This window comes from Candidatus Caldatribacterium sp., assembly GCA_014359405.1.
Taxonomy (GTDB): domain Bacteria; phylum Atribacterota; class Atribacteria; order Atribacterales; family Caldatribacteriaceae; genus Caldatribacterium; species Caldatribacterium oleiphilum.
On sequence record JACIZN010000018.1, the window covers coordinates 1 to 12729 of the forward strand.

The 12729-nt window shown below is 55.3% G+C and carries 9 protein-coding genes and 1 pseudogene (1 of these 10 only partly in view); 1 reads left to right on the forward strand and 9 read right to left on the reverse strand.

Annotated features, from left to right (window positions below; all coding sequences use genetic code 11):
* The 9 genes from H5U36_02460 to H5U36_02500 all read right to left on the reverse strand — a co-directional run.
* The coding region (locus H5U36_02460) for an RNA polymerase sigma factor RpoD (protein ID MBC7217038.1) at window positions 1-256 on the reverse strand (256 nt) is incomplete at its 3' end.
* An 18-nt stretch (window positions 257-274) separates the two neighbouring features.
* Window positions 275-2032, reverse strand: a complete 1758-nt coding sequence (locus tag H5U36_02465; GenBank protein ID MBC7217039.1) for a DNA primase — start codon at window positions 2030-2032, stop codon at window positions 275-277.
* Between the two features lie 54 nt (window positions 2033-2086).
* Window positions 2087-4051, reverse strand: coding sequence for a sodium-translocating pyrophosphatase (locus H5U36_02470; GenBank protein MBC7217040.1), 1965 nt, complete (start codon window positions 4049-4051; stop codon window positions 2087-2089).
* Between the two features lie 15 nt (window positions 4052-4066).
* Complete coding sequence (locus H5U36_02475; GenBank protein ID MBC7217041.1) at window positions 4067-5131, reverse strand: deoxyguanosinetriphosphate triphosphohydrolase; 1065 nt, start codon at window positions 5129-5131, stop codon at window positions 4067-4069.
* A gap of 41 nt (window positions 5132-5172) precedes the next feature.
* The gene (locus tag H5U36_02480; protein MBC7217042.1) at window positions 5173-7836 is read right to left on the reverse strand and encodes a pyruvate, phosphate dikinase; all 2664 of its coding nucleotides are present in this window, start codon (window positions 7834-7836) and stop codon (window positions 5173-5175) included.
* Window positions 7833-8696, reverse strand: coding sequence for a kinase/pyrophosphorylase (locus H5U36_02485; protein MBC7217043.1), 864 nt, complete (start codon window positions 8694-8696; stop codon window positions 7833-7835). The genes H5U36_02480 and H5U36_02485 overlap by 4 nt, the downstream gene beginning before the upstream one ends.
* Entirely contained in the window at window positions 8689-10776 is a 2088-nt protein-coding gene (locus tag H5U36_02490) for a glycine--tRNA ligase subunit beta (GenBank protein MBC7217044.1), read from the reverse strand. Before H5U36_02490 ends, H5U36_02485 begins: the two co-directional genes overlap by 8 nt.
* Window positions 10769-11662, reverse strand: a complete 894-nt coding sequence (gene glyQ, locus H5U36_02495; protein ID MBC7217045.1) for a glycine--tRNA ligase subunit alpha — start codon at window positions 11660-11662, stop codon at window positions 10769-10771. The genes H5U36_02490 and glyQ overlap by 8 nt, the downstream gene beginning before the upstream one ends.
* A 54-nt stretch (window positions 11663-11716) precedes the next feature.
* Complete coding sequence (locus H5U36_02500; GenBank protein ID MBC7217046.1) at window positions 11717-12262, reverse strand: macro domain-containing protein; 546 nt, start codon at window positions 12260-12262, stop codon at window positions 11717-11719.
* 58 nt (window positions 12263-12320) lie between these two features.
* Here H5U36_02500 and H5U36_02505 point away from each other — a divergent pair.
* Window positions 12321-12729 (forward strand): annotated as a pseudogene (locus tag H5U36_02505) (3-isopropylmalate dehydrogenase) (it continues 662 nt past the right edge of the window).

Here is a 12729-nt window from a genome sequence, read left to right on the forward strand (position 1 = left end):
CAATGCCTCGCACATCCTCAATCTGCCAGTCCTCTGCCTCAAGACTTGGGACCTCTTCCCGGAAGATTTCTTCATCTGATACCTCGATGCCAAGTTCAGAAAGCGTATCGTACACATCGTCGAGTTTGTCAACGTTGACCGCGTCGTCACCGAGGATATCGTTGAGCTCCTTGAACGTTACATACCCCTTCTTTTTCCCGCTTTCAACCAAGGACGCAATATCCTGAGAGGTCTTCTTTTTCCCGTTCCCGCTCAAGGCTCCCTCTCTCCCCTCTCACGTAGTCCTCCGAAGTTTCTCCCGCTCCTTAACGAGAGCATGGTACCGCTTCCAACCTTCTGGATCCGGAGATCTCCTCAGGGTTTCCCGGAGGCTCTGAATTTCCCGCTCCAGCGCGGAGAGCTTGACCTGGCGAATGAGGTCAGTCACAAGGTCCTCACGGGTTGCACCCTGGAAGTCCTCCCGGGAAGCGATTTCGGCAATAAGCGCCTGAATGTCTTCCTCCTCCCGGAAGACATCGACGAGATCCGAAAGAGAAAAATTCTTCCGAGAAGAAAGGTGGAACAAAGCCTGAAAAATGCGCCGATGCTCAGGCTTTGCGAAATGGTCCCCGTCGATGGCCTCAAAAATTCTCCCCCGGAGGACGGCATCGTCAAAGCACGCCCGAAGGAGCATTTTTTCGGCCTGAACCCATCCAGGTTCGGAAGCAGCCCGGGGACGAGAATTCTCGGTAATCTTGAGACTTTCCCCTCCGAGAGCTCGGAAAATAACGTCTTCATCCACTCCAACCCGCTCGGCGAGCATCCGCACCCGCAGGGCTCGCTCAATCGGGTCTTTCGTTGCCGCCACAAGCGGCGCCATACCCTGGAGCACCCTTGCCTTCGACTCCAGAGAATTATAACCATGGGTTTTGAGCAATAATTCCAGGGAGTACTCAAAAAATGATACAGATTTTTCAAGGAGGGCGAGGAAAGCTTCTCTTCCTCTCTCCCGGAGAAAGCTATCCGGATCATAGGGAGAAGGAAGGGCGACGATGTCAACCCGTAGTCCTCGCTCGTAGAGAATCGCCATACTCCGGGCAGTAGCCATCTGCCCTGCCTGGTCTGCATCGTAGCAGAGGATAACTCGATCGGTGTACCTTTTGAGGAGCCCCGCCTGCTCTCGGGTGAGGGACGTTCCCATGGAGGCGACACAGTTTGCAATTCCATGCTCAAAGAGGGCAATGCAATCCATGTACCCCTCAACGAGGATGGCAAAGCGGTTCTTGACAATCGCGTCCTTCCCCGCAAAAAGGCCGTAGAGGTGATGTCCTTTGGTGAAAAGTGGCGACTCAGGACTGTTGACGTACTTTGGTTCCCCCTCTCCAAGGATTCGTCCTGCAAACCCTATGACTCTCCCCTGAGCATCGTGGAGGGCAAAGGTAATCCTCCCCCGGAAACGATCAAGGAGCTCTCCACGCCGCGTGACCACGCCGACTCCGGCACGGAGAATCTCCTGCCCGGAGAACCCCTCCTTCAAGAGGAAGGCGATACTTCCTTTCCCCGGGGACGGGGAGAACCCAAGGGAAAAGGTCCGAAGGGTTTCCTCTCGAAGCCCCCGCCTCTTGAGGAGGTACTCTCGAGCCCCGAGGACTTCGTCGCTTTTCTCGCTTTCAAGGCACATCCGGTAGTAACGATTTGCCATCTCAAGGAGTTTTGCAAGTCTCTCCCGTTCCCCGAGGGAAGTCTTTTCTCTCTGGAAAGAAGGAGGAGGCTCCAGTCCACACCTCCGGGCAAGGAAAGCCACCGCCTCGGGAAAGGTCAGGCGCTCCATACGCATGACAAAGGTGAAGATGTTCCCTCCAGCCCCGCATCCAAAGCAGTGAAAGATACCCTTTTCCGGTGAAACGGTAAAAGAGGGCGTCTTCTCCTCGTGGAACGGACACAGCGCCCGAAAGTTGCGGCCCGAAGGTTTTAAATCCACGTACTGGGAGATGAGCTCCACGATATCCGTGCGAGCCTTGATCTCCTCAAGGTACTCTTCGGGAATGAACACGTTCTCACCCTCGAAGGAACCTGTGGGACCCTTTTGGGTCCCACAGGAAGAGGACTACCGCATGAAGAGAGGAGCAAAAACGAGTGCCACAATCGACATGAGCTTGATGAGGATGTTGAGCGAAGGACCGGCAGTATCCTTGAACGGGTCCCCAACCGTATCTCCGACAACCGCTGCAGCATGAGTTGGAGTCCCCTTGCCACCGAGGTTCCCGGCTTCAATGTACTTCTTCGCATTGTCCCAAGCTCCACCGGCATTGGCCATCATAATGGCGAGCATAAGGCCGCTAATGATGGCGCCGGCAAGAAGTCCTCCCAGAGCCTCCCGCCCAAGGAGAAGCCCCACCGCAAGGGGCACCACAACCGCAAGAACTCCGGGGAGAATCATCCGGGACAGAGCTCCTCGGGTACTGATGTCCACGCACCGAGCATAATCCGGACGCGCCTTCCCTTCCATGAGCCCTTTGATTTCCCGGAACTGCCGGCGGACCTCTTCAACCATGTTGAAGGCTGCCCGACCAACTGCCTTCATGGTCAAAGCGGAGAAGAGGAAGGGCATCATGCCACCCACAAAAAGTCCCACAACGGTGTGGGGATGAATGAGGTCAATAGCCTTGAGCCCTACGGCTTGCCCATAAGCGGCAAAGAGTCCCATGGCGGTGAGGGCTGCAGACCCAATGGCAAAACCTTTACCGATAGCAGCGGTGGTGTTCCCAAGGGCATCCAAGGAATCGGTGATTTTCCGCACCTCGGGACCAAGGCCAGCCATCTCCGCAATGCCTCCAGCGTTATCCGCCACCGGTCCATAGGCATCAACGGAAACGATGATGCCGGTGATGGAGAGCATCCCAAGACCGGCAATGGCCACACCGTACATTCCTGCAGCCCAGTACGCGACGAGAATCGCTCCGCAAATGACAAGGAGAGGCAAAACGGCACTCTCCATACCGAGAGCAAGACCGTTGATAATGGTCGTTGCCGCACCTGTTTGGGAAGCCTTGGCAAGCTCCTGAGTGGGCTTGAACTCACTCGAGGTGTAGTACTCCGAGAGAAGTCCAATGGCCACACCAGCGACAAGTCCTGCTACCGTTGCCACAAAAGGACCAAGTCCCCGGAAGAGAAGGAGAGAAGCGATGAGGCTGAAAATGACAACGAGAACGCCACTTACGTACGTACCCCGGTTGAGGGCTGCGGCAAGGCCTTTCTCATCTTTTGCGCTCACGAAGAAGGTCCCAATGATGGAGGCAATGACCCCAAGGCCGGCAACAAGGAGGGGATAGAGGATTCCGGCAACGTTCTGGGCAAGAGCCGTCCCGAGAATCATTGCAGCAATGATGGATCCGACGTACGATTCGAAGAGGTCTGCTCCCATCCCTGCAACGTCACCGACGTTATCCCCCACGTTGTCGGCAATCACCGCGGGATTCCGGGGGTCATCTTCGGGAATCCCCGCTTCCACCTTACCCACAAGGTCTGCGCCCACATCGGCAGCCTTCGTGTAGATTCCTCCCCCCACACGGGCAAAGAGCGCCACAGAGCTTGCGCCAAGGGCAAAGCCGTTGATGATTTGGGCGTCACGGATGATGGCGTAGAGAATGCCAAGACCCAAGAGCCCAAAGCCGACAACGCACATGCCCATGACTGCACCAGCCGAGAATGCCACCCGCAGGGCGGGATTGGCTCCCTGGGTCGCCGCCTGGGTTGTGCGGGCATTGCTCCGCGTGGCGATACGCATACCCACGAATCCTGCAAGAATTGAACAGAACGCTCCAACAACAAAGCATCCCGCCGTGACCCAGCCACGGGCAAAACCCAAAACCACAAACATCACGGCAATGAAGACCACAAGGAAACTGTACTCCCGCTTCAAGAAGGCCATGGCGCCTTCCTGAACAGCCTGGGAAATCTCCCGCATTTTCTCATTCCCGGGGCTGTAGGAGTTGATCCGCCGAACGAGAGTGGCCGCAAAGAGTACCGCAATGAGACCGGCAACAGGCGCAAAGTACACAACGGCTCCCATGCACGTACACCTCCCTTAGCGAATTTTCCATCCCTCTTGAGGCCACGATGAAGGGATGAAGTATTTCCGATACATGTACAGGGCGTACCGATCCGTCATTCCCGAGATGAAGTCGCAAATCACCGTTCCCAGGTTTTCCTTCCCTTCCCTGGCGAAAGCGTACTCCTCAGCAAGAACCTCGGGGTGTTCGAAGAAGAACTCATAGAGGTGCTTCACAAGGCGTTTCGCTTTCTCCCGTTCCTGCCACTGCTCAGGACCAAAGTACACCCGCTCAAAGAGAAAATTCCGAAGAGTCTCGGTGGCTTCCCGGACCGGCTCACTCATACGGATTTCCGGCCGATCGAAACTCTCTACGATGATGTCCCGGACCATGGTGTTGATTCGTTCCCGGTGCGTTGCCCCAAGAACTGCTATGGCTTTTTCGGGAAGCTCCTCAAAGCGAATGACCCGAGCTCGAAGGGCATCATCGATGTCGTGGTTTACATAGGCAATGACGTCGGCCCAGCGTACCACCTGTCCCTCAAGGGTTGCAGGGAGGTCCTGGGGTTCTGCCAAAAGGCACATGGCACGGGTCTTTGAATGCTTCACAATCCCATCCCGTACTTCCCAGGTGAGGTTCAGACCCTCCCCGTCCCGCTCGAGTTTGTCCACCACCCGCAGGCTCTGCTCGTTGTGCCGGAACCCCTGAGGATGAATCTCGTTGAGGGCTTCCTCGCCCGCATGACCGAAAGGGGTGTGCCCGAGATCGTGCCCAAGGCTTATGGCCTCCACAAGGTCCTCATTAAGGCGCAGGGCCCGGGCAACAGTTCGGGCAATCTGGGAAACCTCAAGGGTATGGGTGAGACGAGTCCGGTAGTGGTCGCCCTCGGGGCTCAGGAAAACCTGGCTTTTGTGCTTCAAGCGGCGAAAAGCCTTACTGTGGAGAATGCGGTCCCGATCCCGCTGGAAGCAGGTCCTGAGCTCGCACTCCTCTTCAGGCTTTTCTCGCCCTCGGCTTTTGGTGCTCAAAGCGGCAAAAGGAGAGAGAAATTCTCTCTCCTTTTCCTCCAAGAAACGCTTGATGCTCCCGATATCCACCATATCGCCAAAAAGAGGCGAGGGTTACCCCTCGCCTCCTCTCCTCACAGATTGAATTTGGCGTCCTTTTCGACGTCCTCCAAGGCTGCGTGAGCTGCAGCAAGACGGGCAATGGGCACCCGGAACGGCGAGCAGCTCACGTAGTTCAGGCCAATCCTGTGGCAGAAAGCCACAGACTTCGGCTCACCGCCGTGCTCACCACAGATACCGCACTTGAGGTTCGGGCGAGTCTTGCGGCCCTTTTCGACGGCCATCTGCATGAGTTGCCCCACGCCTTCCTGGTCGAGTACCTGGAATGGATCCTCGGGAAGGATGCCATTCTCCTCATAGAAGAAGAGGAATTTCCCTTCAGCATCGTCCCGGCTGTAGCCAAAGGTCATCTGGGTGAGGTCGTTCGTACCAAAGGAGAAGAACTCGGCATACTCGGCAATCTGGTCGGCCACAAGTGCTGCCCGCGGGACTTCAATCATCGTTCCGAAGCTGTAGTTCACCTGAACACCTTGCTCTTTGAGAACCGCCTGGGCAACCTCATCGAGCTTTTCCTTGAGAACCTTGATCTCGTTCTTGTGGCCCACAAGAGGAATCATGATTTCAGGAATGACCTTAACGCCTTCTTTGGTGAGCTCACAAGCTGCTTCCATGATTGCTCGAACCTGCATCTCGACGATCTCTGGGTAGAGAATCCCAAGGCGGCATCCCCGAAGACCCATCATGGGGTTTGCCTCATGGAGGTTGCGGACAATCTTCAAGAGCTTCTCCTTTTCCTCAAGCTCTGGGCCGGTAACGCCCTTTGCCCGGAGAGTCGCAACCTCAACGAGGAGGTCCTCAAGTTTCGGCAAGAACTCATGGAGTGGTGGGTCGATGAGCCGGATGGTTACGGGCTTACCCTCCATGACGCGGAAGATTTCCTTGAAGTCACCTTTCTGCATGGGCTCGATCTTGGCAAGAGCCTCTTTCCGCTCCTCAAGGGTCTGAGCCATGATCATCTTCTGGACCCATGGGAGACGGTCCGGTGCCATGAACATGTGCTCGGTCCGGCAAAGCCCGATACCCTCAGCACCGAACTCCAGTGCCTTCTTGGCATCGGCAGGAGTATCAGCATTTGCCCGGACACCGAGTTTACGGAACTTATCAGCCCAGGAGAGGAGAATCTTGAACTCCTCGGAAAGCTGGGGTGGAATCGTTCGAACCTGCCCAAGGATAACCTCGCCGGTGCTCCCGTCAATGGTGATGTAGTCACCCTCTTTAACCACGACATCCCCAACGGTAAACTCCTTCTTGTCAAGGTCAATCTTGATGGCTTCGCATCCGGCAACGCAAGGCTTACCCATGCCTCGGGCAACAACGGCGGCGTGGCTCGTCATTCCACCGCGGCTTGTGAGAACACCCTGAGCAGCCACGACACCGTGAATGTCATCGGGAGTGGTCTCCGGACGGACAAGGATGACCTTCTCTCCAGCATTGCCGAGCTTTTCCGCCTCATCAGCGTCAAAGACGACCTTCCCCGAGGCAGCACCAGGAGAAGCAGGAAGCCCTTTCGCAAGGACCCGAAGGGGCTGGCTCCGGTCGATCTGGGGATGGAGGAGTTGATTAATCTGGTTCGGCTCAACGCGTTTCACCGCAGTTTTCTCATCAATGAGCCCCTCTTTGACCATGTCCACTGCAATCTTAATCGCTGCCTGGGCTGTCCGCTTTCCAGTCCGGGTCTGGAGGAGGTAGAGCTTTCCTCGCTCAATGGTGAACTCAAAGTCCTGCATGTCCTTGTAGTGCTTTTCGAGAATCTCGTAGACCTTCTTGAGCTCCTCAAAGGCCTGTGGAAGCTCCTTCTCCATCTCTTTGATGGGCTTTGGAGTTCGGATACCTGCAACGACGTCCTCGCCCTGGGCGTTCAGGAGGTACTCACCGTAGTACTCCTTCTCTCCGGTCGAGGGGTTCCGGGTAAAGCCGACACCTGTTCCGGAGTCAAAGCCCATGTTCCCGAAGACCATCATCTGGACGTTGACTGCTGTTCCCCAGTCCTCGGGGATGTTGTGGATCTTCCGGTAGGTGATGGCACGCTTGTTGTTCCAGGAGAGGAACACCGCGTTAATTGCCCGGCGGAGCTGCTCCCAGGGTTCCTGGGGGAAGTCCTCACCGGTGCTCTCCTTGTAGAGCTTCTTGTACTTCTCAACGACTTTCTTCAGGGCCTCGGCATCGAGTTCAGTATCGAGCTTTGCCCCCACTTCCTCTTTGACCTCGTCGAGAATAGCCTCAAACTTTGAGTGGTCCACACCCATGACAACATTTCCAAACATCTGAATGAAGCGGCGGTAGCAGTCGTAGGCGAAGCGCTCATTGGAGGTGAGACGAGCAAGACCTTTGACCACTTCATCGTTGAGTCCAAGGTTCAAGATGGTGTCCATCATTCCGGGCATGGATGCGGGAGCGCCAGACCGGACGGAAACAAGGAGAGGATTGTTGGGGTCACCGAACTTCTTCCCGGTTTTCTCCTCAAGGGTCTTCAGGCTCCTTTTCACCTCTTCCTCGAGTCCCTCTGGCCAGGTCTGGTTGTTCTTGTAGAAGTGCGAACACGCTTCCGTCGTGATGGTGAAGCCAGGAGGTACGGGGAGTCCGATGCGGGTCATTTCCGCAAGGTTTGCTCCCTTACCTCCGAGGAGCAGCTTCATCGAAGCGTCCCCTTCACCAAAGAAGTAGACGTACTTCTTCATGCCTGTTCCTCCCTTTTCTTTTTGATTTGTTCAAAAATCTTTCCCACCACGTCGTGAACCGAAAGACGGGTAATGTCAATAACCGGACAGGAAAGACGCTCATACACCGATCGGGCAAAGGCGAGTTCTTCCTCCACCCGCTCGGGACTCGCCTTCTCCACAAGGCAATGCAATCCTAAAGCTCGGATTCGTTCAAGGCGGAGTTCACTCAAGTACTGGGGGTCCATGTCGATACCCACGATTAGGGGTTTTGCTCCCTTCCCCACCACTTCTTCAAAGTTTACCGGAAGGGGAAGGCTTGGGTCAAGCATGATGTACCCGCATTTTACACCCTTTTCCGCAAGACGCAAGATGCATTCATCCCGATGGGGGTACCAGACGGTGAGAAGGACCACATCAGCCTGATCGAGATTCGAAACGCTGAACCCGGTGCTCTTCTCCATGGCGTACTCAATGGCTTCAAGGTATTCTGCCACGCTCTCCTCACGCTGGAGAATCCCGGGAATTCCCCGGGGTTTACGAAGACTCACCCTCTTGAGAGCCTCAACAATAGGCCCAAGAATATCAAGGGCAATGACGCTCCGGTTTGCAGCCTCAGCCCGAAGAACCCGGGCAAGGTCCTCATTCACCACCGTGTACACCACGATGTCCTTGCCAACCCGCACCATGTCCATAATGTTGTAGATCTCCTCTTCGCTCCGCACGTGAGTGAAGCGGAGAACGTTAACGCGGGGAAGCTCAAACTGCAGGAGCGCCGCCTGGACAACGGAAAATGCAGTCTTTCCCGTGCCATCAGAAATCACAAAAATGTTGAAATCGTCACTTGTTCCCTGGGCTTCCTGGTTCTCAAACTCAAGCACTCTTTACGCCCTCCTCAATCACAATGAGCGAGAGGTTGGCGAATCTCGAAAAGAGATGGACAATCCGTTTCATAAGACCCAGGCGGTTCGTCCGAAGACGGTCATCCTCACACATCACCAGGACTTTGTCAAAGAATCGGTTCAAGAACGGGAGAAGCTCAGAAAAGAGGTCAAAAGCCTTTCGGTACTCTCCCCGGGCAAGGGCTCCTCGAATGCCCTCTTCAACATCCAAGAGCTTCTGGTACAGAGCCTTCTCAGCTTCTTCCAAAAGGAGCGATTCCTCTACCTCCAAGCCCTCGAAGTCCCGGGAGATATTGTAGGCTCTGGTGAATCCTGTAACCACTTCAGAAAGGAACTCCCGCTCTTTCGTGAAGAGCTCATTCAGGAATTCCACGCGTTGCGCCACATCGTAAAGGTCATAAGGCTCTGCCGCAAAGACCGCCTGAATCACCGAATAGTGCTTGCCACCCTCAAGAAGGAGGGACCGCAACCGCCCCAAGAGAAAACGCTGAACCTCTTCCTCTGGTTTCTCAATACGTGGTGTGAAGCCCTGGCTTTCGAGAAGCTCAAGGTTTTTCGCAATCCAAGCCGGTAGAGGACAGTACCATCTGTGGAGGAGAAGGATATCCACGATGCTCTGGGCGAGGCGGCGCAATCCTAGGGGGTCCTGAGAACCCGTGGGAATCCGCCCCAGGGCAAAACTCGAAACAATGGTGTCCATCTTATCCGCAAGGGAGAGAATGCTCCCAAAGGTCGTTTCCGGAGAAGGGAGGTAACTCTCCTCAATCGCCAGAGCGACTTCCTCTCGTTCCCCTGAAAGGAGGGCGTACACTCTCCCCATGTACCCCTGGAGTTCCGGAAACTCCCGGACCATGGAAGAGACAAGGTCGGCTTTTGAGAGGAACGCCGCCCGTCGCAAGAGGGCAATTTCAGCCTCACTCCGTTTGAGAACCTCACCGAGATAGGTCACGAGTTCCACAAGGCGCTCGGTCTTCTCGTACATGCTCCCCAAATCTTCCTGGAAGACCACTCCCCGGAGATCCATAACCCAATCCTCGATCTTCCGCTTCTTATCCTCCTCAAAGAAAAAGAGCGCGTCCTCTAAACGGGCACGCAGCACTCGCTCGTTGCCCCGAACGATTTTCTCCGCCCCGTCACAAGGTCGATTCACAACGACGAAGAAGAAGGGCCTGAGGTTCCCATCTCCATCACAGGCGGCAAAGTACCGCTGGTGGTGTTTCATGACCGTGATCAAAAGCTTCGAAGGAAGAGCGAGGTACTTCTCATCGAATCTCCCCACCAGGACGTCGGGATACTCCACAAGGAAATTCACTTCCTCAAGAAGTTCCTCGTCCCGGAGCCAGTACACTCCAATCTCCTGAGAGCGCAGGGACAAAACCTCAACGATGCGCTCCCGCCGCTTCAAGGGATCAACGATGACCCTTGCCTCCTCGAGAACCCTTTCGTACTCTTCGGCGCAGGGTATGGGAAGGGAAGAAGGGGTAAGGAAACGGTGCCCACGGCTCAAGCGGGAAGCGGAAACCCCTGCGATAGAGAAGGGGATCTCCTCTTCCCCAAGAAGGGCAACGAGCCAGCGGATAGGGCGGACGAAACGGAAATCTCCCTCGCCCCAGAGCATGGAGCGGGAGAAATCAAGGGAATGCATAAAGAGAGAAAGGGCCTCAGGAAGGACTTCTCTCACCGATTTTCCAGGTTCAAATTTCCGACCGAAAATGTAAGTACCTTTCTCAGTCTCTCGAACGAAGAGGTCCTCAGGAGCAATGCCCTGGGCTTTGGCAAAGGCCATAGCCGGAGGCAAAAGGTTCCCTGCCTCATCCATGCCGACCTTCTTTGCCGGACCTTTGATCTCTCGCACCACAGGTTCCTGGAAAAGCCCCATCCCCCGAACGTAAAGGGCAATGCGCCGAGGGGTACCAAGAATCCGGAAGTCCTCGTAGGGAATGCGGAACCGTGCCAGTACCTCCGTGAACTTGTCCTGAACTTCAGCGAAAATTTCCCGAATGAGGCTTGTCGGAAGTTCCTCAACCCCGATTTCAAAAAGGAAATCCTTCTTATCCATTGGGGACCGCCACCGCCACCTTCTGGCACCAGGGGAACCCTAAGGCTTCCCGCTGCTTAAGGTAGAGTTTCGCGCAAGCGTTGGCGAGCTGCCGTACCCTTCCCATGTACTGGCTCCGCTCAAGGACACTGATGCCTCCCCGGGCGTCAAGGAGATTGAAGGTATGGGAACACTTGAGGACGTAGTCATAAGCTGGAAGCACAAGTCCACGCTCTAAAAGGCGCTGGGCTTCCTTTTCGTAGAGCGCAAAGAGGGTAAAGAGGGTTTCAAGATCGCTCTCCTCAAAACTGTACACCGAGTGTTCCCGCTCCTCTTGAAGCCGGATATCCCCATAGGTGAGGTACTCGCTCCACTGGACTTCAAAAACGTTCTCCTTCTCTTGCAGGTACATAGCGATACGCTCAAGACCATAGGTGATTTCTACCGAAACCGGTCGAAGGTCTATACCTCCTGCCTGCTGGAAGTACGTAAACTGAGTGATTTCCATGCCATCGAGCCAAACTTCCCAGCCAAGCCCCCATGCTCCAAGGGTTGGCGACTCCCAGTTGTCCTCCACAAAGCGAATATCGTGTTCTTTTGGGTCGATACCAAGGGCATAGAGGCTCTCAAGGTAGAGATCCTGGATATCGCAAGGAGAGGGCTTGATGATAACCTGGAACTGGTAGTGCTCGTAGAGGCGATTTGGATTCTCTCCGTACCGACCATCGGTGGGGCGACGAGAAGGTTCACAGTAGGCAACTCTCCAGGGTTCTGGACCAAGAACCCGCAGGAATGTTGCCGGGTTCATCGTCCCGGCACCAACTTCAACATCGTACGGCTGCGCAATAATACATCCTTGCCGCTTCCAGTAGTCGCTCAGGGCAAGAATTATATCCTGAAAGTACACAACGCTCCCCCCAACTCCATCAGAGGAAAACTATATCAGGGAGAGAATGGTCTGTCAACTGGAACCTTTCTCCGTGAGTCGCGCAAGAGTCTCTTCGTGAATGCGAAGCGCTTCTTCATCCCAGAGAACGAAACGGATAACCCTGACGGATTTGAGCTCCGGAGCCATCTCAAGCACGGTCCGAAGTGCCACTTCAGCTGCCTCCCGCATCGGGTATCCAAAGACTCCGGTTGAGATGGCCGGGAAAGCTATGGAAGATATCCCGTGCTCCTCCGCAAGACGGAGGGCATTGCGGTAGCATGAAGCCAAAAGTTCTGCCGATGGTTCGTCGATGCCATACCTCGGACCAAGGCAGTGGATGACGTAGCGGTTCGGGAGCCGATGTCCCCCGGTAATAACCGCCTGACCCGGGCGAATAGGGGCAAGGGGACGACATTCTTCGGCAAGTCCCGGCCCCGCGGCTCGATGAATAGCTCCCGCCACTCCCCCACCCGGACGAAGCTCGGCGTTTGCGGCATTCACAATGGCGTCAAATCCGACCTGTTTTGTGATATCACCCTGTACGCACTCAATGGTGACGTTGCCAACTTTCCGCTCCATCCCCTCCACCTCCTTTGAGAATTCCGTATAATAGTGTACCAAGAAGGGAGGAAGAAACATGAAGAAAACGTACAAAATAGGTGTTATTCCCGGCGATGGAACGGGTCCAGAAGTTGTACGGGAAGGACTCAAGGTCCTCGAAGCGGTGGCAAAGAAAGTCGGATTCTCCTACGAGACCATTGTGTACCCCTTTGGGGGTGAGCACTACAAAAAGACCGGGGAGACCCTGCCGGACTCAGCCCTTGAGGAGTTCAAAAAGCTCGATGCTATTTACCTTGGGGCCATAGGGCATCCTGACGTGAAGCCAGGGATTCTCGAGCAGGGAATTCTCCTCAAAATCCGCTTCGGCCTCGATCAGTACATAAACCTTCGCCCGGTGAAACTCTACCCCGGGGTCTGGACCCCTATCAAAGATAAGGGTCCTGAGGATATCGACTTTGTGGTAGTCCGGGAAAATACCGAAGGGC